Annotated in this window: 19 protein-coding genes; 13 read left to right on the forward strand and 6 right to left on the reverse strand. The window is 60.8% G+C overall.

Translation table 11 applies throughout. From position 1 onward, the window contains the following. The first annotated feature begins 357 nt into the window (after positions 1–357). The 3 genes from RIF72_RS09775 (at position 358) to RIF72_RS09785 (ending at position 3,759) form a co-directional block, all read left to right on the forward strand. Complete coding sequence (locus RIF72_RS09775; RefSeq protein ID WP_309074617.1) at positions 358–1,527, forward strand: glycosyltransferase family 1 protein; 1,170 nt, start codon at positions 358–360, stop codon at positions 1,525–1,527. After that, positions 1,524–2,909: a UDP-glucose/GDP-mannose dehydrogenase family protein gene (locus RIF72_RS09780; protein ID WP_309074618.1), complete on the forward strand. Its 1,386-nt coding sequence runs from the start codon at positions 1,524–1,526 to the stop codon at positions 2,907–2,909. The genes RIF72_RS09775 and RIF72_RS09780 overlap by 4 nt, the downstream gene beginning before the upstream one ends. Before the next feature lie 391 nt (positions 2,910–3,300). Beyond that, entirely contained in the window at positions 3,301–3,759 is a 459-nt protein-coding gene (locus tag RIF72_RS09785; RefSeq protein ID WP_309074619.1) for a hypothetical protein, read from the forward strand. Between the two features lie 24 nt (positions 3,760–3,783). On the opposite strand, the gene RIF72_RS09790 is transcribed toward RIF72_RS09785, so the two are convergent. Continuing rightward, positions 3,784–5,049: a plasmid pRiA4b ORF-3 family protein gene (locus tag RIF72_RS09790; RefSeq protein ID WP_309074620.1), complete on the reverse strand. Its 1,266-nt coding sequence runs from the start codon at positions 5,047–5,049 to the stop codon at positions 3,784–3,786. Positions 5,050–5,155: 106 nt separating this feature from the next. Here RIF72_RS09790 and RIF72_RS09795 point away from each other — a divergent pair, with 106 nt between their 5' ends. Further along, complete coding sequence (locus RIF72_RS09795) at positions 5,156–5,569, forward strand: hypothetical protein (RefSeq protein ID WP_309074621.1); 414 nt, start codon at positions 5,156–5,158, stop codon at positions 5,567–5,569. Between the two features lie 236 nt (positions 5,570–5,805). On the opposite strand, the gene RIF72_RS09800 is transcribed toward RIF72_RS09795, so the two are convergent. The 3 genes from RIF72_RS09800 to RIF72_RS09810 form a co-directional block, all read right to left on the reverse strand. Further along, complete coding sequence (locus RIF72_RS09800; protein ID WP_309074622.1) at positions 5,806–7,068, reverse strand: APC family permease; 1,263 nt, start codon at positions 7,066–7,068, stop codon at positions 5,806–5,808. Positions 7,069–7,089: 21 nt separating this feature from the next. Further along, a complete protein-coding gene (locus RIF72_RS09805) occupies positions 7,090–9,648 on the reverse strand; it encodes a LuxR C-terminal-related transcriptional regulator (RefSeq protein ID WP_309074623.1) in 2,559 nt (852 codons plus the stop codon). Between the two features lie 391 nt (positions 9,649–10,039). Then, a complete protein-coding gene (locus RIF72_RS09810) occupies positions 10,040–10,243 on the reverse strand; it encodes a cold-shock protein (protein WP_011773907.1) in 204 nt (67 codons plus the stop codon). Positions 10,244–10,547: 304 nt separating this feature from the next. On the opposite strand from RIF72_RS09810, the gene RIF72_RS09815 reads away from it, so the two are divergent. From RIF72_RS09815 to RIF72_RS09855, 9 genes are all read left to right on the forward strand, one after another. Then, positions 10,548–11,990 (forward strand): DUF3375 domain-containing protein, encoded by a 1,443-nt coding sequence (locus RIF72_RS09815; RefSeq protein ID WP_309074624.1) that lies wholly within the window; start codon positions 10,548–10,550, stop codon positions 11,988–11,990. Further along, the gene (locus RIF72_RS09820; protein WP_309074625.1) at positions 11,987–12,574 is read left to right on the forward strand and encodes a DUF4194 domain-containing protein; all 588 of its coding nucleotides are present in this window, start codon (positions 11,987–11,989) and stop codon (positions 12,572–12,574) included. The genes RIF72_RS09815 and RIF72_RS09820 overlap by 4 nt, the downstream gene beginning before the upstream one ends. A 2-nt stretch (positions 12,575–12,576) precedes the next feature. Next, complete coding sequence (locus tag RIF72_RS09825; protein WP_309074626.1) at positions 12,577–15,993, forward strand: ATP-binding protein; 3,417 nt, start codon at positions 12,577–12,579, stop codon at positions 15,991–15,993. Then, positions 15,983–17,263 carry a Wadjet anti-phage system protein JetD domain-containing protein gene (locus tag RIF72_RS09830; protein ID WP_309074627.1) on the forward strand — a complete coding sequence of 427 codons (1,281 nt, stop codon included), beginning with the start codon at positions 15,983–15,985 and terminating at the stop codon, positions 17,261–17,263. Before RIF72_RS09825 ends, RIF72_RS09830 begins: the two co-directional genes overlap by 11 nt. Before the next feature lie 283 nt (positions 17,264–17,546). Then, positions 17,547–17,912 (forward strand): TfoX/Sxy family protein, encoded by a 366-nt coding sequence (locus RIF72_RS09835; protein WP_309074628.1) that lies wholly within the window; start codon positions 17,547–17,549, stop codon positions 17,910–17,912. A 76-nt stretch (positions 17,913–17,988) separates the two neighbouring features. Continuing rightward, on the forward strand, positions 17,989–18,465 hold the full coding sequence (locus RIF72_RS09840) for an SDR family NAD(P)-dependent oxidoreductase (RefSeq protein WP_309074641.1): 477 nt from the start codon (positions 17,989–17,991) through the stop codon (positions 18,463–18,465). Continuing rightward, positions 18,462–18,821, forward strand: coding sequence for an NAD(P)-binding domain-containing protein (locus RIF72_RS09845; RefSeq protein ID WP_309074629.1), 360 nt, complete (start codon positions 18,462–18,464; stop codon positions 18,819–18,821). Before RIF72_RS09840 ends, RIF72_RS09845 begins: the two co-directional genes overlap by 4 nt. A gap of 171 nt (positions 18,822–18,992) precedes the next feature. Then, a complete protein-coding gene (locus tag RIF72_RS09850) occupies positions 18,993–19,397 on the forward strand; it encodes a hypothetical protein (RefSeq protein WP_309074630.1) in 405 nt (134 codons plus the stop codon). 196 nt (positions 19,398–19,593) lie between these two features. Next, positions 19,594–20,364, forward strand: a complete 771-nt coding sequence (locus RIF72_RS09855; protein WP_309074631.1) for an alpha/beta hydrolase — start codon at positions 19,594–19,596, stop codon at positions 20,362–20,364. Between the two features lie 981 nt (positions 20,365–21,345). Here RIF72_RS09855 and RIF72_RS09860 read toward each other — a convergent pair. Both RIF72_RS09860 and RIF72_RS09865 read right to left on the reverse strand, forming a co-directional pair. After that, positions 21,346–21,726, reverse strand: a complete 381-nt coding sequence (locus RIF72_RS09860; RefSeq protein ID WP_309074632.1) for a dihydrofolate reductase family protein — start codon at positions 21,724–21,726, stop codon at positions 21,346–21,348. Positions 21,727–21,820: 94 nt separating this feature from the next. Next, entirely contained in the window at positions 21,821–23,212 is a 1,392-nt protein-coding gene (locus tag RIF72_RS09865) for an amino acid permease (RefSeq protein WP_309074633.1), read from the reverse strand. Positions 23,213–24,305 lie beyond the last annotated feature (1,093 nt).

The raw sequence follows: 24,305 nt of genomic DNA on the forward strand, positions 1-24,305 counted from the left end.
CCTTTCGCCTAGAGAGCTGAACCAGCGTGCGTCTTGCACCTGTCCATGTTAGTCGACTGCTTCTAGGCTAGTGTCATCGGCCAAGGCCCTTATACATAAGGTGTCATGGTCCACCGACAAAATATCCTTGGCTCGCCGCCACCTCAAGTCTCTGTGGTCAGCTCTTGGCAAGTAGAGCTTGGTCGTTAACAGGTTTCGGTTCATGCTCGCAATTAGAGCCCCACGGGGTCATGAAGCACAGCACGCCCCTTATTACCGCCGGACGCCTGCCGCCCAACCCACCTGTTAACCAACTCTTCCCCCACAAGCCACCCGTTCGAACCCGCCAAGCCAACCGCCGCGACCACCGTTGAAGGCGTGAGGATCGCAATCGTCGCCGAATCATTCCTGCCACTGATGAATGGGGTAACCCACTCGATACTGCGGGTGCTGGAGCATCTGCAGGAGCGCGGGGATGAGGTGATGGTGATCGCGCCGTCGACGTCGGACACTGATGTTTCGAGCGTCGAGAAGGGTGCGTATGTGCATCGGCTTCCTTCGGTGCCGCTGGCCGGTTACACGAATGTGCGGGTTGCGTTGGGTGGTGTGAATCGGGTCAAGCGAATCCTTGCCGATTTCTCCCCTGACGTCGTGCACCTCGCTTCCCCGTTCGTCCTCGGCTGGCGCGCCGTGCAGGCCGCCCATCAGCTCGGCATCCCGACTGTCGCGATCTACCAAACCGAAGTTCCCAGCTACGCCGCCCGCTACGGTGTGCCGTTCCTGAAGAACTGGGCCTGGAATCGCGTGGACAACATCCACCTCCTGGCCACCCGAACCCTGGTGCCGTCAACGTTCGCGCTGAACCAGCTGCGCGGACGCGGCATCCTGCGCGTGGACATGTGGCGTCGCGGTGTGGATACCGCGCGTTTCAATCCGGCAAAGCGTTCGACGGCGTGGCGCAGCTCGGTGGCGCCCGACGGTCACCGCATCATCGGCTACGTCGGCCGGCTCGCCGTCGAGAAACAGGTTGAGGATCTCGCTGTACTGGCTGATTTGCCGAACACGAAACTGGTCATCGTTGGTGATGGCCCGCAACGTGAAGCACTCCAAGCGGCCCTGCCGAACGCCCACTTCGCCGGATTCCTCGGCGGGGATGCGCTGGCTCAAGCTGTCGCCGGCTTCGACCTCTTCGTCCATCCCGGCGAGTTCGAGACCTTCTGCCAAACCATCCAGGAAGCCATGGCATCCGGTGTTCCTGTGGTCGCGACCGGCCGCGGCGGCCCCTTGGACCTCGTGGAGAACTCACGCACGGGCTGGCTGTATGAGCCCGGCAACCTTGGCCAGCTGCGCGGCTATGTGCAGGACTTGATCGGCGACGACGCCAAGCGCCGAGCGTTCGCAACGGCAGCTACCGCTTCGGTGCAGGGCCGGACGTGGCCTGTCCTCAGCGCAGACCTGGTGCGCCATTACAGCGAAGTCATCTCCGGCGTGGCCAGCAGAACAATCGGGCCCAGCGAATTCACCTCAAGCAAAGGACCCTCCTCATGAAGATCTCCGTGATCGGCTGCGGCTACCTCGGCGCAGTCCATGCAGCAACGCTCGCTTCGATGGGCCACACAGTGGTGGGCATCGACATCGACTCCTCCAAGGTTGAGCAGCTCAACAAGGCGATGGCGCCGTTCCACGAACCGGGACTGGATGAGCTCCTCAAGGATGGACGCACCACCGGCCGGCTCGTTTTCACCACGGACTTCGCAGCTGCAGCGGATGCCCAGGTCCACTTTCTCTGCGTCGGTACCCCGCAGTCCAAGACCTCAGACACCGCCGATCTCTCATACCTGATGGGCGCCACGAAGAGCCTCCTGCCGCATTTGGCCAAGGGCGCCGCCGTCGTGGGTAAATCCACTGTGCCTGTAGGCACCGTGGAGACGCTCCGCGCAATCCTGGCACGTCGCTCGGACGTGTTGCTCGGCTGGAATCCCGAGTTCCTGCGTCAGGGCACGGCCGTCAAGGATTCGCTGGTGCCTGACCGCCTGGTTTACGGCGTCCCCGGCGGCAAGGGTGCCGCAGCGGGCGCGCCGATTACTGCAGTGCTGGATGGTGTGTACGAGCCGCTGATCGGCGCCGGCATCCCGCGACTGGTCTGCAACTTCGCGACGGCTGAACTCATCAAATCGGCGTCGAACGCGTTCCTGGCCACGAAGGTCAGCTTCATCAACGCGATGGCCGAGCTATGCGACGCATCGGGCGCCGACGTCAGCGAACTCAGCGAAGCCATGGGCCTGGATCCGCGCATTGGCAACAGGTACCTGCACGCGGGGCTCGGTTTCGGTGGCGGCTGCCTACCCAAGGACATCCGGTCGTTTCGGGCCCAGGCGCGCGAGCTTTCCGTGCCGTCGGTGGATGAGTGGATGGGTTTGGTCGACTCAGTGAACCTGGACCAGCGTTCCCGCGCCGTGGAGGTCGCCCGCGAGATGTGCCGCGGATTCCTGTCCGGCCGCACGGTCACCATCCTTGGCGCCGCGTTCAAGCCCGACACCGACGACATCCGCGACTCCCCCGCCCTGGACGTCGCCCAACAGCTCGCCGCCGCCGGCGCACACGTGACCGTCACGGACCCCAAAGCCATCAACAACGCTTGGATCCGCTACCCGCAAATCCGCTTCGAAGCCTCCAGCAAACGCGCCCTCGAAGGCGCCGAACTGGTCCTGCTGCTCACCGAATGGGACGAATACGTGTCGCTCTCACCCGTTGCTGCGGGATCACTCGTACGACGCCGGATGGTGCTGGACGCTCGTAACGTACTGGACGCTGAGGCTTGGCGGAGTGCAGGTTGGACGGTCCGCGGGTTGGGGACCGGAGCTTCGGTTGTTGGCGCTGACGGAGGTCAGGCAAAGCCTGCCGACCGGAAGAAGCACGCGGCGCGCTAAGTCATAGACAACTCCGCCTCCCTTTGCTGTTCAGCACGGTGTTATGGTCACTGAACGCGCCATCGCATCGGCGCATCTACAAGGGGGCAATACATTGAAAAAGCGTTCTATTCGCACGTCCAAAATCTGGCATTTCCAAAGCAAGTCTTCGTGGTCGCAAGGGCGAAAAGCACTGGGGCTGGTGGCCATGACGTCGCTGCTAGTTGGGGCCACAGCGTGCGCTCCGGGAGCGCCCACGAGCGCGAGCTCTGTAAACAGTACGAAGGCAACTCCTTCCGCAACACCTTCTCCGACACCCAGCAAGGTCGCTGGCACGGTCTGCACAGCTGAGAAGGCGACTCAGACTTCCGCTGGCGAGACCTATGTTTGCGCCGTCGACCAGGCTGGCAAATTGACGTGGCTGGACTCTGCGAGCGCGAAGAAGTTGTCCGATCAGCGAACTGCGGAAGCGGCGGCAAAGGCAGCTGCTGAGAAGGCTGCAGCCGACAAGGCCGCTGCAGATAAAGCCGCGGCGGACAAAGCCGCGGCAGATAAAGCGGCGGCCGACAAGGCAGCCGCGGACGCCGCTGCAGCAGCCATTCAAGCCGCGGCTGACAAAGCGGCCGCCGACAAGGCAGCCGCGGACGCCGCTGCAGCCCAAGTCCAGCCGAAAGTAGCTCCGGCTGCCCCTGCTGCCCAAAGTGGCTGTGACCCCAACTACTCCGGAGACTGTGTGCCCATTGCATCGGACGTAGATTGCGCCAGCGGCAAGGGCAACGGTCCGGCCTACGTGAAGGGTCCTGTGACCGTTATCGGTACGGATATCTACCAGCTTGACGGCAATGGCGATGGAGTCGGCTGCGAGAAGTAGCCGTCAGTTGGAGCGGCCGCAGCCTCAGACGCTGCGGCCGTCCCAGCGGCTCTGGACGTCGAGTAAGAACTTGACGCCGGCGTCGGACAACTTCTGGTCAGACCGCCCCCAGCTGATGCCTTCCCAAAGCTCCAACCTGTGCAGGCTTCGGTTGATGTCGTAGTACAGGTCGGTAGCCCAGGACAGCGGTATTTCGCCGTGGCCCGCTCTGGTCCTCAACCCAGCCTGATGAAGCGCTGCCTGAAGCACCTGATCCCTCAACCCGTAGGGCGGCTCGTCTCCGGTCAGCTCCCAATGCACCAGCAATGGCGTTGCGATCTTCTCTGCATCGGTGTCCGGATTCGCCAACTGGTCGGCGATGAAATCCCATAGGGCTGCGGAATCCCCCACCAGTCTCCGTCCCTTGGGCGTCAGGAGCAGTTTGTCCTTTAGCTTTCTGAGAAGCTTCCACTCCTGCAATTGCTCGCGAAGGTTGCGGATGGGCGGCGTGCTTACCTCGACCCGCCCTGCGGAGATCCACTCGTCATCCCAGCCGAGTTCAGTCATCGCCCGCTTCACAAACGCCGGCTTGAGGTAGCCGGCCGACGTCAACAGCAACCCGTCAGAACGTGCCTCGTTGAGGAACCAAAGAATCGGACCAAGAACCGCTTGTTGGTCGGCGGCCGTCACTTCGCCTGGCCAGAACCGTTGCGCCAAACTGCGGAGCTGCCCGTTGACTGCCTCTAGATTGAAAGCAGCGGGATCAAACTTGGACACACGTTCCTGGGTCACGAACTCGAGCCATTCCACGGCTTCTCTGTGCTCTGGATGCTTAGGGTTGGAGACAACGGCAACCACGTTGGCATACCCACCCACTCCCCCGGAATCCTCTATGGGTCCCCGCATTGCACCGTCAACGCAAGCGATGGTGTTCTCTTGGAGGACGGCAGGTCCAACAACTTCAATCTTGTGCGTCCAGTTGTCCCCGAAGTCATAGTCGTACTCAAGGTCCGACAACCCAGGCGAGCGGGGATCAAAGAGCTCAACCAGCGGGACGTCAGCTGCTAGCTCGGTACCAGCCGGACCGTGGCCGTCGTCGACTCCCATGATGATGCGTTTCTTGCCCGCACGGTCATGGCCGGCGACGGCGTAGAGGTGAGCGTCCTTCCACCCGAATGCGGTCTGGATGGCACCGTGCAGCTCAGCGACTGTGGCGGTTTCGGGGAGGACAAGTTGCCGCCAGATGAGCGGTTCAGTCTCACTGATTGAAATGCGCAACTCTACGGCCGGAACAGTGGTGGGTGACTCCATATCCGCCATTCTCTCAGCGCGAAGACAGGTTTCGCGTCACATGTCCTTGGTTCGGACTACTACCACTACGGACGGGGGTTGAACCTACAACGACAAGGACTTACCAGTGATCACGCACTTCTACCCAGCAGCGCTTCGCATCATCACCTGCGTCATAGCTGTTTGCTCGGCGGTGTCGGCCACCCTGTTAGGAACTGCGCCCCCTCCAGAAGGCTTGGAAATCCTTGATCCTTCAGATTTGCGGACCACGGCTGTCGTTCTCACAATGGCGCTGGGTGTTGTGGCGCCAGTAGCGATGTTGATTGCCGAACCGTTCACCTGTCTGCTCCTTAAAGCAGGACTCTTCGCTGCATCCGGCTTTGGCAATGCCATGATGCTGAGCCCTCTGGTGGTGGTGCCATTCCAGGAGGCGTCCACCGCGCTGGCTGTTGTCTGCTCCGTGGCCCTGACTATTGCGAGCATCGTTACCTACATGGAGTCCGTGGAACGTAGGAATGCTCGACGCCGGGCCAACACCTAGACGCTATCGCTCAGCACCTATTTTTGATGAATTTGCCCCCAAATATGCGCCTCGCGACCACCTAGTTTGAGGATTCGAACACCTAGAGGCCGATTGCCGGTCATAGTCTCTTTTTGTGCCTCTCGGGGCGGGATTCCCGGTGTCCGGCGGGTTACCCCACTCGCTCCACGCGTAGGAGGCACTGCGGCACGGCTCCATCCGACTACCCCCAGGTGGGGCCGTGCCCAGCCGGAACATCAACCGGCAGGACGACTAATCCGCAGACGCACCAGACGGTACACGATGCCCACCGCGAACATCAGCACACCCAACCCGGCAGACAGAGGCGGAAGGGTGGCAACAAGAACCACGCAGGCAACAGCACCAGCTACCTGAAGGAACTTCGGGTAGCGGCGGTCCTCCAACGGCTGGGTGTAGGCGGCGATGTTGGCCACCAAGTAGTAGAGCAGCACTCCGAATGACGAGAAGCCGATTGCCCCTCGAAGATCAGCAACTGCGATGATCAAGCAGACCACCACGGCTAGCGTGACTTCAGCACGATGCGGGACCTTGTAGCGCGGATGGACAGCGGCGAGCCAATGCGGCAGATCGTGTTCGCGGGCCATGGCTAGGCTCGTTCGGCCAAGCCCTGCGACGAGTGCCAACAACGCGCCCAGAGAAGCGACAGCTGCACCGATTCGGACTACGGGCGAAGCCCAGGCCAAGGTTCCGGCGCTCACCGCATCGGCCAAGGGTGTGGGCGTGGCGGCCACTCCTTCGGGGCCGAGCGCCGCCAGCAGAGTAACCGCTATGACGGCGTAGATGATGATGGTGATCCCCAGCGCAATGCTGATGGCCCGGGGTATGGTGCGCTTGGGCTCACGCACTTCCTCACCCATCGTCGCGATCCTTGCGTACCCGGCAAAAGCGAAGAACAGCAGCCCCGCTGCTTGCAGGATGCCGTACAAGCCGTGGGCCAGCAGCCCCTCTCCCATAAAGCTGCCAAAGTCCGGACCGGCGCCACCCCAGACCGCTGCGACAGCAACCGTCAGGGCAGCAAGTACAGCAACCACCAGCACCCGCGTCAGCCCGGCTGTGCGGGTCACCCCGTGATAATTCACGGCAGTCAGAATCACGACGGCGACAATCGCCACCGGGCGCTCCCAACCTTGCGGTGCGGCGTAGGCGGCGAAGGTCATCGCCATGGCAGCGGCACTCGCCGTTTTGCCAATGACGAATCCCCATCCTGCCAGGAACCCGGACCAAGGGCCGAGCCGTTCCCGACCGTATATATAGGTACCTCCGGACGTTGGATAGGCCGCGGCTAGTTGGACAGACGAGGTTGCGTTGCAGAAGGCAACGAAGGCGGCCACCACCAACCCGATCAGCAGCCCAGATCCTGCGGCTGCAGCGGCTGGGGTAAAGGCCGCGAAGACTCCCGCGCCGATCATGGATCCCAGACCAATGAGCGAAGCGTCGAACGTGCCTAGTCGGCGGGCCAAAGCCGGAGAGTTGCTCACGGATATCCAGCCTATCCCGGGTCAGCGCGGCGGAAGTGAATTCCCCACCAGCATAAAAAGACTATTGCGGGATGTTGCACCCGTCTTCCGCAACGCGTTGGAGATGTGGTTTTCAACTGTCCTCGCGCTGATGCCGAGATGTTCCGCAATTTCCACGTTGGTACGGTGTCCGGCCAATACGGCGACCTCGATCTCCCTTTCGGTCAACGGTGTTGTCCTGAAGGAATTGAAGGAGAGCTGCTCATTGGCCGAGGGGAACCGAACAGCGAAGATGGACGAAGCCTGTGCCAGGGCGTCAGCTGCCACAGCGTCACCGTCGATCACGTGGCGTTTGAGGGCTCCACGTAGCAGCATCCCCACCTGGTAGGTGTCGATGTCCGGCTCATAGTGCTTGAGGAGCAGCCCGAGCAGCTGGTGGTCACTTTCAACCACCGAGGTTGCAATGGCAATGAGCTGATCATGGACGGTTACGCCGTTCTCCCGCAGGATCTTCTGGAGAAGATCCAAAACGGGCCGCCCTGGGCAAAGGCACGTACAAAGAAGCGCTGTCATCATGGCTTCAAGGACGTAGCCGCTCTTTAGCTGCCGCCTGATGAGTTTGGCGGCTTTGCGGTCGAACACTGAAGGTTGGGCGTTGTTATGGGCGATGAGCTCGTAAACTCCCTTGCCGATGCCGGGTATCGGACCAACGTCCGGCACCTCCGTCCGCGCCTGTGCGGCTATGGAAAGCGTGGGCACTATGGCAGTTGTCGCGTGCCTGAGCCCAGCGAGCCTGAGCATGCCGTCGTAGAGCGAGTCAACGACGAAACCCGGGCGACCCATCGCAAAGACACTGCTCATGAGGTATTCGGCCTCTTCAAAGTGGCCTCTGTAGAGCAGGCCGTGTGCGGCCACGTAGCTGCTGGTGACCACGCCGAATTGGTCCAGATTCTTGCGGGCTTCTGCCCGCCAGTCCAACGCGAAGACCAACGACTCCTCTACGCGTCCGGCGGCGAAGAGCGCAAAGCCGTGTATGAAGGGCCGGAGATGAGAAAAAACATCATCGTCTCCAGCACCCGCAACAGCTTCCAACGCTGCAGCTGGCTTGAAGCGGTACAGCTCCAGCAACCCATGGACCAACATCCCCATTCCCGATTCTTGGCCCTCAAAAGCGCCTGGCTCCTTGGCGGCATCAGCTGGAACCCTGCCGTGGGAAGTACTGATGAACAGAATGGCGTTCTCTACTTCAGGTACCAGCCGCGGATTGTCCCCGGCGAACTTTTGGAGAATGTCGACGGCGGCACCCGGCCCGCGGCCCGTGTGGATCGCCAGCATGGCCTCAGTGATGGTGACAAACAAGCGGTCTCTGGAATCGGCGTCGAAATCTGTTGTTTCGGCGCAGACAAGACTCGCACGCTCAATATTTACGGGAGCACCCCAGTAGATGCGGAGGATGGCTGCGGCATTGGCCGCTGACTTGTTGGCCTGCCAACGTTCGTAGCGGATGCGTTCCCGGTCAGCGTTGTGGTCGTGGAAGTGCCTGGAAGTAATGGCGTCGTCGTTGCCCTTCTCCAGACGCAGAGATGAAAGGACACGGGAGAGGCAGTCCGCCGTGGTGTACTTCTCCGGGGCCGTTTGTGGGGCAGCTTCAAGGACGCCGGCGATCTTGCTTCGGAGCAGTTTCCGGTCCCGGAGGTTCTTGTTCCCTCGAAAGTAGTCAGCGATTACGGGTGGACTGATGGCCGCTATTGAGCCATTGTGGTGGTCCGCCAGGACGGACAGGAATCCCCTGCGCTCCAATCCTTCCAAGGCATCCGGCTGGATGACTTTGTGGAGAACGTCAACCCGTGCGGTACCGAGAATCGCCATGATGTGCAGCGCTGTGAACTCCTCAGCATTTAGTTCTGCGAGGAGAGCCTCAAGTGTCCCCCGGAGGTGTTCGTTCCATAGGGTGTCGGCAGTCATGCACCATTGCTTGTTCTTCATGACCAAGAGGTTGCTCAGCGAGGCAGTCTCTGCGATCCGAACGATGAGCCGCGGGTTACCAGCCGACTTGGTAAGGATGCGGGCAGTCGTGTCTGCGTCTGCCGGAGCACCAAGAACCTGGGCGATGAGGAGGTGGACCTGCTCGTAGTGGAGTGGGTCCAGCTGCAGATGCGCCTCCCGACCGTTGTTAAGCACGGCCAGCTGCCCCCTGGAGTAAGCCCAAGTTTCCGGGGCCGTGGCCACCATAGGACAATCAGATCTCCGCCTCACAGCCTCCAAGACTGCCAAGGATTCACTATCCACCAGGTGGAGATCGTCTACTACCAGCAGGTGTTTGCCGGCCTTGGCCAGCTGGCTCGAGAACACATCAGCAATATCGAAGACACCGCTACGGCCAGGCCTCATTTCCAGACCGAGCCCCTTGATGGCCGAGTACGGGATGGTGCGGTGTGTACGGAGTCCACTGATGAAGTGCACGGAAACTCCGGTCTTCTCCAGATTGCTCATGACGCTGCGTACCACCGACGTCTTACCGCTACCCGGTGCGCCGACAACCCGCACACCGATGCCGCGGGCAACAAAGTCGAGGATTCGCTGAACCTCTGAATCGAACACGCGACCTAGCCTTCTGTTTTTGTGGATGCCCGACATGAGGCTCACTTCGCAGGCTAGATCTTGAAAACGGGACTAGGTGGCAAAACGGCCTTGCACAGACCGATTTCAGGCAGTCTAGGTGGTGATTCGGGCAAAACTAGGTGCTGGCGCGATGCGTCTAGGTGGTGGGGCTGTTCGAATATTGGGCGATCCATGAGGATGCTCCTTCAGCTCTGCGGGTGGCTTACGTTCCACGTTACGGAGAGCTGGAGGTGAATTACATGGGTGTAATTCGCTATGTGGATATGTGTTCTATACCAAGAAGAAACAGTAGAAGATATCTTCTAGGAGAGAGCAGACAAAAAAGCAGGGCCGGTCAGTGACCGGCCCTGCTTTTTGAGTTATCCGAAGACTAGATAGCCTGGATGTTTACTGCCTGGGGACCCTTGGGGCCCTGCTCGACGTCGAAGGAAACCTTCTGGTTCTCTTCGAGGGAGCGGTAGCCCGAGGAGTTGATCGCAGAGTAGTGAGCGAAAACGTCCTGGCTGCCATCTTCAGGAGAGATGAAGCCGAAGCCCTTTTCGGAGTTGAACCATTTCACGGTACCTGTAGCCATTTTTTCAGTCCTTACTGAAGGTGGAGATTCTCCCGACTTTCGGGTCTCCGGGTGTGGGGTGTTCTCCACCGTTACTTCAGAAGGTCACGATCCGGAAGGACCGTGGGGACTGCCTGAACTACCAAATGCCAAACACAACAACACCGTCAAGTCTACATAGATCTGAGCAGATAGCTAGTGCTGGGAAATATTTATCCATCAGGCGTCCGATCGGAAGGCTCAAAAAGTGTCGGTGGTCTGCCTTAGCCTATGAATGAGGACACCGGCAGCAAGCCGGTACAGACCCGGACCGTCGAGAGATCACATGGACTTCTACGCCATAAATTCCCTGCGTGATAACCACGCGGGCTGGTCCCTCCTGCGGGCCCAAAACGCCCCGCTGGCACTGCACTTCTTCATGGCCGCTTTCACAGACCCCAACCAACGCAACGTCGGCCGCCAGCAACTGATCGATACGTTGGACGACATCTTGTTCGTCGTCCGGGAATCCTTCGGCGAGGACAGGTTTCCTCGCAGCGCATCGGAGTATCTTGACGACTGGGCAGCGCCGGAACGTGCTTGGCTGCGCAAGTACTACGTTCCCGGCGAGGACGAGCCCCACTACGATCTCACAGCCGCGGCAGAGGACGTCGTCAGATGGGTGGAGAGCCTCAGGGGGCGTGAGTTCGTGGCCACGCAGTCCAGGCTCACCAGCATTTTCGCGGTTCTGAAAACCTTGGTGCAGCAATCGGAAACCGATCCGGATGTACGGCTTGCCGAACTGCAACAGCAAAGGGACCAGATAGATCAGGAGATGCAGCGGATCCGTGCGGGCGACGTCAAGGTCATGAGCGGTCCCGAGGCCCTGGATCATTTCCAGCAACTCACGGCGCTGGCCAAGGACTTGCTGTCCGATTTCCGGGAGGTCGAACAGAACTTCCGGAAACTGGACCGCCAAGTTCGCGAGCAAATCGCCACGTGGGACGGCAGCCAAGGCGAATTGTTGGACACGATCTTCGCCAATCAGCAGGACATCGGGAGTTCCCTCCAAGGCCGCACGTTCCAGGGCTTCTGGGACTACCTCATGTCGCCGCAACTCCGGAACGAGCTGAACGATCTCCTCCAGCGGGCCACCCAGATCGAGGCCTTGGCGCAGGCAGACAACCTCCACACCATCACCAACCTCCACCAAGACTGGTTGCCCGCGGTTGAACAGACGCAGGGCACAGTGAGGCAGCTCTCCCAGCAGATGCGGAGGCTTTTGGATGACAAGGTCTTCCTGGAGAACAAACGCATCATGCAACTTATTCGAAGCGTTGAAGCGAGCGCACTGGACACCCGCGACCACCCGCCGTCGAACGTTTTTATGGACGTCGATGCATCGTCCGTGGACGTCGCGTTGCCGTTCGAACGGCCGCTTTACGAGCCTGGCAGCCGCGTGATGGTGATGGACGAGGTGGTCACCGCGGATGATCAGGACTTGGATGCGAGCGCGTTGTTCAGCCAATTCCATGTGGACAGGGAGCGTCTGAAGTCGAACATCGACGATGTCCTTGAAAACGCGGACCAGGCAACGCTCGCAGACATCACCGCAGCACACCCTTTGTCCCAGGGACTCGCGGAGCTGGTGCAGTATTACCAGCTGGCGGTCGAGTCGGACTGGGCAACTATCGATCCGGAAACAACCCAGAACCTCCAGTGGCAGCTCCCGGACGGCACGCTGAAAGAGGCAACCATTGACCAGATCATCTTCGTGAGGCCGGCATGACAACGGAAACAGCAAGCACCCCCGAGGAACTGCCCGCCGTCGTTACCAGGCTCTTCAAGGGCGTGGTGTACGCAGAGGCTGATCAGAAGATCTGGCAGTCGCTGATCACGCTCACGTCCCAGGTCAGGGATTACGTGGCGGTACTTGGGCTCAACCTGATCCTTGACGAGTCTGAGGGCTACGCGTTCCTGAAGTCGCGCGAGGATCCTGACGGAACCCTCCCCCGACTCATCCCGCGACGGCAGCTTACGTTCGATGTCAGCCTGCTGCTCGCCCTCCTTCGGAAGCGGATGCTGGAGTTCGATACCAACAGCAGCGAGCTCCGGTTGATCATGTCCGAGGCTGAAATCAAGGATATGGTGTCAGTTTTCCTGCCGGAGTCCAGCAATGAGGCCCGAATCCTGGACCGGCTGGGAACCAACATCAAGAAGGTCGTGGAGCTCGGGTTTCTGCGGAAACTGAAGGGCGAAACCGAAGCGTATGAGGTCATGCGCATTTTGAAGGCTTATGTTGACGCGCAGTGGCTGGAAGAGTTCGACGCGCGGTTGGCTGACTATCGCGACTCTCTCACCGGAGGCAAGTGACCATGACCACTGACATTCAGGACACGCTGTTCAGCATCGATGAAACAGCCGAAAAGGCGCACGACGGCGGCCTGCCGCCCGGGTTCAGGCTTCAGCGTTTGGAGCTGCTGAATTGGGGCACGTTCCACGGCGGGGTGCGGACCTTCCGTTTGGATGGCGCCAACAGCCTGCTGACCGGCGATATCGGTTCGGGAAAGTCGACTGTAGTGGACGCGATCACGACGCTCCTTCTGCCGGCCAATCGCATCGAATACAACAAGGCTGCAGGCGCGCAAAAGCGGGAACGCACGCTGATGTCGTATGTGAGGGGCTTCCATAAGAGCACCCGGAGCACTGGCGGCGAGTACTCCAAGCCCGTAGCGCTGCGGGCACCGGGCACGTTGTCAGTAGTCCTCGGCGTTTTTCACAACGCGGTGCTCAACAAGACGGTCACACTGGCCATCACCTTGTGGACAATGCAGGAAGCGGGACAGCCGACACGGTTCTACTCTTTGGCTGAGAAGGAGCAGTCGATCGCTCAGGACTTCTCCAACTTCGGCCAGGATCCCGCCAAGCTGAAGAAGAAGCTACGTGCTGAAGGCGTCACCGTTCACGACACCTTCGATCCGTATGCGGCCGCATTCAAACGACACTTTGGCATCAGCGGCAACCAGGCCATGGAGCTGTTCCACCGCACGGTTTCCATGAAGCAAGTGGAGAACATCACCCATTTCGTCCGGACCAACATGCTGGAAGACGATGACGTCGAAGCGAGGATCAGCAAGCTGATCGGCCACTTTGACGATCTCAAGAAAGCACACGAAGCGGTGGTCCGGGCAAAGGACCAGATCGAGCTGCTGAAGCCGATCCGGGAAGGTGCCGCCACGCACCAGACGCTCAGCACGGACGAAAACCAGGCACGCGAGCAAAGGGATCAGCTGCATCCATGGTTCACGGATCAGCAGCTGACGCTAAGTCTGGAACATCAGGACGAGCTGGAGCGGACAGGACAGAAGCTCCGTGAAGACAGCACCCAGCTGACCGCAGACATTGCCAGGCTGCGGCACGAACTCGGGATCGTGCAGGAGGACATTCGGACCAGCGGCGGCGGCAGGCTTGCTGCCATCGACGCTGAAGTGGCGCAGCTTGAAAAGGAGTCCCAAGCGCAACGCAACCGCTTCGAGCAGTACACAAGTGCCGCCGTCGAACTTGGATTGAACACTCCCGAAGACCGGGTGCTGTTCGACGCTAACCGGCAACGCCTGAGCCAGGTTGAGCAGGACCTCGCCGCCCAGGGTGAGGAGTTGCAGGACCGGCGAACGGCTTTGCATTCGGAGCTCAGGGAGCTGGCCGCGCGCAGGGAGGACCTCGACGCCGAGCTGGCCAGCCTTGGCTCCCGGCAGACTTTGCTGGCTCGTCCGCAGCTGGAGCTCCGGCGTCGTATTTGTGAGGGCACGGGCATTGCCGAGTCGGCGCTCCCTTACGCTGCAGAGCTTCTGCACGTCCGCGACGGCGAGGCCAAGTGGGAAGGCGCGGCGGAACGCACGCTGAGGAGCTTTGCGCTCCAACTGCTGGTCTCCGCTGAGCACTATGCCGCAGTGAGCTCATGGGTTGACGCGAATGATCTCAAGGGCAAGCTGGTGTACCGGCGGATCGGTGACTCGTACCCGCAACGGCCTCCCGCACCCGGGACGCTGGGCGCGAAAGTTGCCATCAAGCAGGGCACGCCGTTCCGCGATTTCCTGCTGGATGAACTCAGCACCAGGTTCGATTACGTCTGCTGCGACACCATGGAGGACTTCCGCAGGCATCCCAAGGCTCTGACAGTCAATGGTCAGTTGAAAGACTCGCGGGGAAGGCATGAGAAGGACGACCGCACTGGCCTGACGGACCGGCGGACGTTTGTCCTGGGCTGGGACAACCACGAAAAGATTGTGCGGATTCGGGCTGAGCGGGACGATGTTGACGGCAAACACCGCAGTGTCGGGGCGCAGCTGGCGAAGGTGGACGCGTCGCTGGGCGACGCTGCCCGGCTGAATCGTTTGCTGGGCAACGTTGGTTCCGTAACCGAGTTTTCCGAGCTCAGCTGGCAGGTGACCGCTCGCCGGGTCCAGGAGCTCAAGGATGAGAAGCTGCAACTCCAGCAGGCGAGCAGCGTACTGCAGCAGCTGACCATCAAGGAGTCCGAGGTCTCTGCCAGGATCGAGAAGCTTCAAGAGCGCTCCGACAAGGTTCAGCAGCGGCTCGGGGCTAACGAGAAGGACGCCAGGGACATCGCGGCGGTGATCGAGGAATGTCGCCTGACCTTGCAGGACCAACCGCTAACCGACGACGGCGACGTATTGGCTGCCGTAGGGCGGCTCACCGCCAAGGCACTCGGTGAAAAGTCGCTCACCTACCGGAATACAGTTTCTACGGAGAGTTCGGTCCGTTCCGGGCTGACCGGAACGATCGATTCGTTGACCAAAAAGATCGCGACGGCTGCGGCTTCCACAGTGCGGCTCATGGCGGACTTCCGCAACAAGTACCCGAACGAGACCACGGACCTTGACGCGACATTGGAGGCTGCAGAGGAGTTCAACCGGCTCCTCGAACAGCTGGAGCGCGATGACCTGCCCAGGTTCGAGGCGCGCTTCAAGGATTCGCTGACGCAGAACACCATCCATGAAGTGGTGGCGTTCAACGCGTTCCTGGACAGCCGCCGGCAGGACATCGTCAATCGGATCAGCGAGATCAACCTGTCCCTGGCGGAGATCGAATACAACCCGGGCAGGCACATCCAACTGGAGCACCAGAACTCGACGGACTTGGATGTTCGGCAGTTCGGGATCGACCTGAGGGCTTGCTCCGAGGGCACCATTGGCGATGATGATCAGTACTCGGAGCAGAAGTATCTGCAGGTGGAAAGGCTGATCGAGCGTTTCCGTGGCCGTGAAGGGTTCACCACCTTGGACGAGCGCTGGACGGCCAAGGTGACGGACGTGAGGAACTGGTTTACGTTCTCGGCATCGGAGAAGTGGACCGAGACCGGCGGGGAGTTTGAGCACTTCACGGATTCGGGAGGCAAGTCCGGCGGGCAGAAGGAGAAGCTCGCTTACACGATCCTTGCCGCTGCCTTGGCTTTCCAGTTCGGCCTGGCTTCGGTGAGAGGCGCCTCACGCTCCAGCGCAGGCGGCCCTGCCAAGGAGAGGAGCTTCCGGTTTGTGGTGATCGACGAAGCGTTTGGTCGTGGCTCTGACGAATCCGCCCGTTACGGGATGGAGCTCTTCCAGCGGATGAAACTGCAGTTGCTGATCGTCACGCCACTTCAGAAGATCAACGTCATCGAGCCGTTTGTGGCACACGTGGGCTTCGTCGCCAACACCAACGGCAACGACTCTCAACTGCGCAACATGACCATCACTGAGTACCGCGAGGAACGGGAGAAGCGTGCCGGCTAAGTCTGCTCCGGCCCGTCGTTGGACCACGTTGGCGGGGCTGCGGTCTCTGTCAGTTACCGCTTGGGATCGCGGCCAGCTCCTGCGGGAGGCTCTGGAACCGACTGACGTGTATCCGCGGCGTCGCGCGTTGAAGCGACCATCCGCCACGGAACTGCGGGACCACTACGCTGCCGCCCGCGAATGGGCTGCCGAGCTGTTCGCCGCCGCTGGCCGGTACAGTTTGGAAACGGTCGACGTCGGCCGCACCACTATCGGATCCAACCAGCTTCCCGCTGTGGCCATGTTTGCTTCGGTGGAGGACGAGGTTGCGTTTGTTGGTAAGTCGCGAGAGTTGGAGCGTTTCCGTTCTCTTGCTTCTTCGCTTGTAGCACTTGACCCCGCTCTTACGGGGTGGGCTTTGAAGCGACCACTTGCGCTGTTGGCGCTGGGCGACGCAGCATTGACTGCTGCACGAGTGGCGCTGTGGCTACGCGATCATCACTCCCCTGCTATTTATGTGCGACAGCTGAGCCTGCCTGGGGTTCACACCAAGTTCATCGAGGCGCACCGCCGAACAATTGATGAGATGGCGGCAGTGTTGGAGCCGCCGGAAGGTTCTGATCAATTCCCTGGCGGGGCGCCTGACGACGAGATTCTTGAGGTGGCCGATTCTTCAGCTGCCGATGAGTACTTGCTGGGGCGACCGTTGGCGCGAACACCCGCCGCACGGTTCGCGGAGCGCCACGGCTTCCTTCACCAGCCGGAGCAAGTCCGATTCCGCGCATTGGATTCGGCGATCCCCTTGCTGGGTGACGCCCGGGACATCACGGTGACGGCCACAGCGTTTGAGTCCCTCAGACTTCCGGTGAGCACAGTGATCATCACCGAGAACCTCGTGAACTTCCTGGCCCTCCCAGATCGACCAGCCACGCTGGCAATTTTTGGCGCCGGCTACGGCTTCTCATGTCTCCGTGATGCTGCGTGGCTGCAGGCCTGTGAGGTCCTGTACTGGGGCGATCTGGATACCCACGGCTTCCGAATCCTGGATCAACTGCGCTTAGTCCATCCGCATGTGTCGAGCGTACTGATGGACGAGGAAACCCTGCTTGCGCATCGAGACGCTTGGGGCGTGGAGGCAACTCCTTCACGGGCTGTGTTGAGTCGGCTGACACCTGAGGAAGCTCGCGTCTACGAGGGATTGCAGACAGGCAGTTACGGCGACAAAGTTCGGCTGGAGCAGGAATTGATGGGCTGGGAGTGGGCACTGGCGCGGCTCAGCCGCGGACGCTGAGGTCCCGTGTAGCGTTGCGGCGGAGGTGGACTCATGGCGCCCGCCGTCTTCGACGCCCTGCAAGCTTCTATCGACGTGCCTGATGCTCGTTAGGAACTAGAGGTTCTCTCCGGGGTCCCTCGCCTTATAGATCATCGGCGCACGCCAGAGTAAAGTTCACCTATGGCAGCTATCCGGGGCTTCCTTCCTGCCAGCGCTCTTTCCCCGGAGCCTGCATAGGGCGCGCTGACCGGAGCTTTGGGTCCGGACATGAACGCCGTGACAAAGGTAGGAGGACTAGCAAATGCAGATGCCCAAGCCCTCGGACGCCGACAAAGAACGCTTCCGTTCTGTGCTGCCCGATCATCCGGATGTCATCGTCAAGCCGATGTTCGGCAATCTGGGCGCCTTCGTAAATGGCAACATGTTCGCAGGACTGTTCGGCGCCACCATCGGCGTCCGCCTTTCCGAGGGTGACAAAGCTAAGCTCGAGGCTAATCACCAAACTCAACCGTTCGGCCCTGAAGAACGTCCCATGGGCGGATACACAGGTCTTCCCGCCGCTTGGAACGATAACGCTGAGAAGGCCGAGCCCTGGGTGGCCAAAGCCTTTGACCATGTGGCCTCGTTCCCGCCGAAAGCGCCAAAGTCGCGTCCGCCCAAGAAGTAACCACTGTCGACTCAGCAAGCGTCGCAGGACCCTCGCAAAACCCGCCGTTTCGTGCAGAGATCAAGCCATGGGCTCGATGAATGGACGAACAGCGCTCGTTACCGGCGCTACGGGTGGCCTTGCTAAGGCCATCGCCACTGCTCTGGCCCGCGAAGGTGCCTCCGTCGTCGTGGTTGGACGGACAGAAGCTCGGGCAGAAGAGGCTACGCGCGACATCCGGGCCGCAGCCCCGGACGCCACCTTGGAACCCCTTGCCGGCGATCTCTCGAGTCACGTTCGCTACCATCGTGATGGGTTACTTCCTTCTCACGAATCTGCTCCTGGATGCACTCAAGCGCGGCGCGAGCAGGGATCAGGGACAGCCCTCGCGAGTCGTAAACATCGTAGGATCCACCCCATTGGATGCACCCCAAAAACGGTCATCATCGGCGGAGGCAAGGACGACTTGCGACGAGCTACTAGCAGACCCAGACCGGCGTCGAGCATCAAATCCTGGAACGGCGAGACTCGCTGGGAGGTACGTTCCAGGACCGCTGGGACGGGATCTACATGAACACGCCGAACCTCGCGCTGGGCCTGCCGGGGATGCCGAGTGCCGGCGACGAACCGGACGCTTTCATCCGGCGGATCGCTGCTATGAATCTCTTCAGAAAGTACGCGGAAGTTATCGACGCTCCGGTTCGCACCGGCGTCGAGGTGACGCGGCTGGCGGCCGCGGCGGATGGCTTCACCATCGAGACATCGCTGGGGCACATGCAGGCACGCAACGTGGTCCTGGCGACGGGCGCCTATCAGGCTCCCAAGCTTCCCGCCGTTGCGGGGAACCTCCCGCAGAACGTCTTCCAGCTCCACACGCACGAGCCCCGCCCCCCCCCCCCCCCCAGCAGCTGCCTGATGGCGCTGTGCTGATTGTCGGGACCGGGTAGTCGGGCGGCCCGATCGCCGAAGAACTGCACGCGGCCGGTCGCGAAGCCCACCTGGCCGTCTCCACGTGTCCTGAAGCGCCGCGCCGTTACCGCGGCCACGACCTCATCTACTGGCTACTGGATTTTGGCAAACACGTGCCGGACTACGGCATCAATGCTCTCACCCGCGGGGGCTCCTATCTCCCGCGGCCCGTTTTGCCTGCAACCCTCGGCTCTCGGGTACCGACGGCGCGGCCACAACATCCACCTCCGCGAGCTCGGTCGGCGCGGCATGCACCTGCACGGCCCCTTGGAAAACATCGACGACGGCGTCATCACCTTCAGCGACGTCCTCCCCGAACGCCTTGCGACAGTCGAGCAGCGCTCTGGCCGTGCGATCGATGCCTGCATCTCGGCCGCGGGCACCGAAGCACCCGAGCAATCACCGGAGCCTGTGGATGATTGGCTGCCCGCCGAACCAGCCAGAACTGCACCTTGCCAAATCGAACATTACGTCTGGCCCAAGGGCGTCAGCCTACAAGCTCGACCTGAGCTTCATCGACATGCCAGTGCTGGATGACTGGGGATAGCCGAAGCACTGGCAGGGCGTCATGGAACAAGCTGGCCCGTACATCGTGGGCCCGCCCTGACTCACACGGCACCACTCGTCGATCGTCGGGGGCGTTGGGTTGGACGCGGAGTACGTGGCGGGCAGGATCGCTGTGGCCTGAGCAGCCCTCTCCCGCTCGCCCCTCCCCCAAGCGTATGGTTCACCCATGGGAGCAATCCGTGCGTTCTTCCTTCCTGGCAGTGTCCTTCCTGCTGCGCCCGCCTACGTCGACCTCATAAAAGCGCTCGGCCCTGACGTGGACGCCTTTGCGAAGGACCTGGACCTCTACGAAGCCGTCGAACCGCCACCCCATTGGTCCCTTGACACCGAGGTCGATGGCGTTCTGCGGGAAGCAGACGCCAAACACTGGGACACGTTCCACCTTGTCGGCTACTCCGGTGGCGGGGCTGCAGCCCTCGCCTTCGCCGCCAAGCACCCCGAGCGCATACTCAGCCTGACCCTCTTGGAACCAGCCTGGTCGGGAGACTGGGATTGGAGCAAGGCACACTCCCGATTGTGGAAGCGGTTTCAAGAACTCGAATCGCTGCCGCCAAAGCAGTTCATGGAGACCTTCACGAGGCTGGCGGTAAGGCCCGACGTCGTCCTTCCGCCTCCGCCGGCGGGTGACCCGCCGCCGTGGATGGCAAAGCGACCTGCAGGAATTCGAGCATTCCTGCGTGATTTCGAGAAGTACCACCTGGACCGCGAGCAACTCAGCGCGTTCGCAAAACCAGTCCTGTACGTGCTCGGGGGGCTAAGCAACCCAGACCAGTACGGGGACATCGCAGACCGACTGTCCAAGGTTTTCCGGGACTATCGAGTGGAGGTGTTTGAGGATCGCCACCACTTCGATCCCCCGCATCGCGTCGAGCCCGAACGGCTCGCTGCTGTTCTGAGGGAGCACTGGAAGAGGGCCGAGTCCGGAACCAGACCCTAGACTTCCTCGAGGTCTAATTCAGGAGCTTGCTCCTGGAGCGACTTATTCCGCATTGGGTCACTAAGCTCATGTCTATCTACAATCCAGAGTCCGTCAGAACCTGATGGACTCTGTACCGATACTGGGAGGGCTTATTACCGTGCACGCGACCATTCGCCGCAGAGTAATGAGGAATTTCTGCCCAACGAACTGACGGTAGGCCCAACGCGGACGCCAGCGCAGACTGATGCGCTTTGAACGCTTTACCGGCACTCTTTCCGATTACGATGAACATTGGATCTATAGCCTCCAAAGCCTTTAATTGATCCACCAAAACGTCAACATCACGGTGAATTATGTCGGGCCTCAAATCCAAAGTGTTCGACTTGGAGTTGATCTCGGTGAGCAAATCTGTCATGTAAGCGCCCCACTGAGGCGTGCCTCGGAAAGCCTCAGCGAGGAAGTGATCGTTGTGACGACCGGCGGTGTGAAAGTTATGCCATGGCATACGTTCAACGGAGGACTCTCCGGGGTTTAGCCCAAGGATGATGCTCCGAGCATGGAGAATCGCGTCAAGTTCCCCATCCGGGAAGGAAATGTCACTAGAGCTGTCATAACTCGCGCTTGGCAGCCATACAGCCCATGACGCCGTCATCCTGTATCCGGCCATGGTCTCCAACAGTGATTCCACGTGGACAGTATCGCACTGAGACATGGACAGCTGAAGGGACCATACGGTTCCCTACCTTCAGAGTCCGTGCGTCCTTCCTTACAGACAGTGTCCTTCCTGCTGCGCCAGCGTACCCGACCGCATAGAAACGTCGACGCGTTTGCGAAGGACCTGGACCCCTACGGAGCCGACCAGACGCCTTCGGGTTGGTCCCTTGATACCGAGGTTGCTGGCGTCTTGCTCCAGCCAGACGAAAAACCATTGGGACAGGTTTTACTGCGCCGAAATAGCCCCCATGCCAGGCGTCCCCTCAACCAAAGCGTAGCGCTGCATCACGGCATCCTTCGGCGAGGCGACCACTGGTTTGATGAGTTCAATGTTCGTTGGAACCGCCCGTCGGCGAAGACCTTCTTCCCGCCACCGCGGAGGACCGGATATACCCAAAGCATGAGCCGGTCGACGAGCCGCTCGGCGAACAGGGTTTGCACGAAGTCGAGACTGCCGATGACGTGGATGTGCCCATGCATGTCGCGCAGTTCGTGCAAGGCAGCCACCACATCAGGACCGAGCAGCGTGGATCCGGTCCATTCGAGGCTTGGCGTCTGGCGCCCAGCCACGTATTTCGCGACTCGGCTGAACAGCTGCGCTATGCCTCCGTCCTGCTGCGGCCAGTACCCGGCAAAGATGTGGTAGGTCCGGCGCCCAAGAAGCATAGGATGCCTTGCGAAGCCATGGCCAACGAAGAACATCGACGACGGCGGCTCACCTGCCGCGGCGCCCCCACAAAACGCCCGGTCGGAGCAGTCTCTAAACCTGCTCGAGCTCCAACTGCGGCGCAGGCTTGCGGAATCCGCGAGTCAGGAAGGCCAGATAGACCACGCCCACGCCCGCCCATGCAATCCCGAACGTGAACGACAACTCACTCAGGCTCGTCCACAGCCAGGCCGTCAAGGCAAAACCTATGCCTGGCAGCACAAGGTTATGAACTACGCCCCTGGCGCCGCGTACCTTCTCGTCAATGAAGTAATGCTTGATCACGGCCAAGTTGACCACGGAGAAAGCAACCAGCGCACCGAAGCTGATCAGCGATGAAATTGTCAGGAGATCCAGGACAAAGGCCAGAAGCGAAACGGCTGACGTCAGGAGAATTGGAATCACGGGTGTGCGGAATCGAGCGTGGAGCCGACCCATCGCAGCAGGGAACACACCACTTCGACCCATCGAATGAATGATTCGCGAAACGGACGCCTGAGACGTCAGCGCCGATCCAAGACTTCCTGCAATGTATGCGGCGGTGAAGAAGGCGACGAGTAAGTTTCCGCCCGCCGCGCCAATGACTTCGATAGCCGCCGCGTCCACATCATTGAATGTGCTGACCGGGAGTACAAGGTGGCTGATGTACGCGAGTCCAAGGAAGATCACACCGGCCAGCACGGTGGTTAGCATGATGGCCTTGGGCAGATTGCGCTTCGGGTCCTTTGTCTCCTCAGCGAAGGTGGAAACGGCGTCGAATCCCAGGTATGACAGGCACAGAATTGCGGAGCCCGCCAGAATGGGTGATACGCCCTCGGCCCCATCGACACCGGTGAACGGAGCCATCAAGTCAAGATTGCCAGTACCGGTAATTGATGACAGTCCCAGCGCAACGAACAGCACAATGAAGAGCGCTTGAAGTCCCACCACAATGAAGTTGGCCTTGGCAATCGCGGTGATGCCCAAGATGTTCAGAATGGTAACGGCCAGGATTGAGACGATCATGAACACCCATGCCGGTATGGCTGGGAAGGCCGCGTTCATATAGATGCCGATGAGCAAGTAGTTGATCATCGGCAGCAGCAGATAGTCCAGCAGCAGGGACCACCCCGCCATAAAGCCAAGCCCGGTGCCAAAGGATCGCGTCGCGTAGGTGTATGCCGATCCCCCGAACGGGAAGGCTTGCGCCATCCGGCCATACGAGCGCGCGGTGAATAGCATGACCACCAGCGTCACAGCGTAGGCAGCCGAAAGGCGTCCGCCCGTCAACTCCACCACGATGCCGTAAGTACTGAAGATAGTCAGCGGCACCATGTAGACCAAGCCCAGCAACACCAGCGAGGGAACGCCGAGGACTCGGCGCCAACCCTGGGCTGGAGTCTGAGTGGAAGCTGGCCCCACAGGCTTCTCGCCTGCCGGTGTATCAGTATCAAACGTGGGGGTCATTGGGGATCCTAAATCTAATGCCGGGTGCCGGGAACTGCACCAGAGCTGGGATTGCTAGCCCTTTGCGAACCGGGAGGGAGAGCCCGGTATAGGTTATAAATGAATGCCGTTCGTTTATTAAAGCGGTGAGCCGGATCACAGTCAATTTGTGACGGTGCACACCGCGCTTTGGCCAACGGCGCCGACACATCTCGCGCACCAGCCCACCGAACGTGGGCGGTGAGCGACCAGCAACGTTGAAGCGAAGTAGTCCTCGGAAACGGCAGCCAGGCCCCGTCCATTGCTAGTGGCTGCTGGACGTGGGCAAGGCGGGCCACGGACTACGGCGTCAAACAGCCTTACCCGCGAGGGTTTCCCATCTCCCGCGGCCCGCCTTGCCTGCAATCCGCTACTCTCCGGTACCGACGGCGGCTAAAACATCCACCTCCGCGAGCTCGGTCGGCTCGGCATGCACCTGCCCGGCCACCTGGAAAACATCGACGACAGGGGGCTAAGCAACCCCGACTAGTACGGGGATATCTCAGATCGACTGTCCAAGGGTCTTTCGGGATTATCGCGTGGAAGTGTTTGAGGATCTTCACCACTTCGATCCCCCGCGCCGGTTCGAACCCGGACGGCTTGCTGCTGTTTCGAGGGGGCACTGGAACCGCGCGGAGGAGACCACCCCTACCGCCTGAATCGGGGAAAGGTCTATTGCGCACTCATATCCCCCACCCCAAGGCGTCCCCTCAACCAAGCGTAGCGCTGCATCACGGCACCTTTCGGCGATGCGACCACCGGCTCGATGAGTTCAAGGCTCGTCGGAATCACCCATCGGCGAAGATCTTCTTCCCGCCACCGAGGAATATGGGCTACACCCAAAACGAGAGCCGCTCAGAGAGTAGGGTCTGCACGATGCCGCCCAGTCAGGACCGAGCAGACTGGATCCGGCCTATTCGAGGGTTGTCGTCTCGCGCGAGGCCGCATTGAATATTCGCGCTGTTGGGGTCCATCTGTCGTGTGTTTGGGGGCCGGTGGGCACAGCGCGCGGTAGCGGTCTTGGGTGCCGGTAGTGGCGTGCTCGGGGGCCACCCCGGCTTAGGCTCCTTCCGTC

The organism is Paenarthrobacter sp. (genome assembly GCF_031180005.1).
Lineage (GTDB): Bacteria > Actinomycetota > Actinomycetes > Actinomycetales > Micrococcaceae > Arthrobacter.

Coding starts and splice junctions, on each gene's coding strand:
- RIF72_RS09780 (WP_309074618.1), top strand. CDS start 1,524: ATGAAGATCTCCGTGATCGGCTGCGGCTACCTCGGCGCAGTCCATGCA.
- RIF72_RS09790 (WP_309074620.1), bottom strand. CDS start 5,049: ATGGAGTCACCCACCACTGTTCCGGCCGTAGAGTTGCGCATTTCAATC.
- RIF72_RS09810 (WP_011773907.1), bottom strand. CDS start 10,243: ATGGCTACAGGTACCGTGAAATGGTTCAACTCCGAAAAGGGCTTCGGC.
- RIF72_RS09815 (WP_309074624.1), top strand. CDS start 10,548: ATGGACTTCTACGCCATAAATTCCCTGCGTGATAACCACGCGGGCTGG.
- RIF72_RS09820 (WP_309074625.1), top strand. CDS start 11,987: ATGACAACGGAAACAGCAAGCACCCCCGAGGAACTGCCCGCCGTCGTT.
- RIF72_RS09825 (WP_309074626.1), top strand. CDS start 12,577: ATGACCACTGACATTCAGGACACGCTGTTCAGCATCGATGAAACAGCC.
- RIF72_RS09835 (WP_309074628.1), top strand. CDS start 17,547: ATGCAGATGCCCAAGCCCTCGGACGCCGACAAAGAACGCTTCCGTTCT.
- RIF72_RS09840 (WP_309074641.1), top strand. CDS start 17,989: ATGAATGGACGAACAGCGCTCGTTACCGGCGCTACGGGTGGCCTTGCT.
- RIF72_RS09845 (WP_309074629.1), top strand. CDS start 18,462: ATGAACACGCCGAACCTCGCGCTGGGCCTGCCGGGGATGCCGAGTGCC.
- RIF72_RS09850 (WP_309074630.1), top strand. CDS start 18,993: ATGCTCTCACCCGCGGGGGCTCCTATCTCCCGCGGCCCGTTTTGCCTG.
- RIF72_RS09855 (WP_309074631.1), top strand. CDS start 19,594: ATGGGAGCAATCCGTGCGTTCTTCCTTCCTGGCAGTGTCCTTCCTGCT.
- RIF72_RS09860 (WP_309074632.1), bottom strand. CDS start 21,726: ATGCTTCTTGGGCGCCGGACCTACCACATCTTTGCCGGGTACTGGCCG.
- RIF72_RS09865 (WP_309074633.1), bottom strand. CDS start 23,212: ATGACCCCCACGTTTGATACTGATACACCGGCAGGCGAGAAGCCTGTG.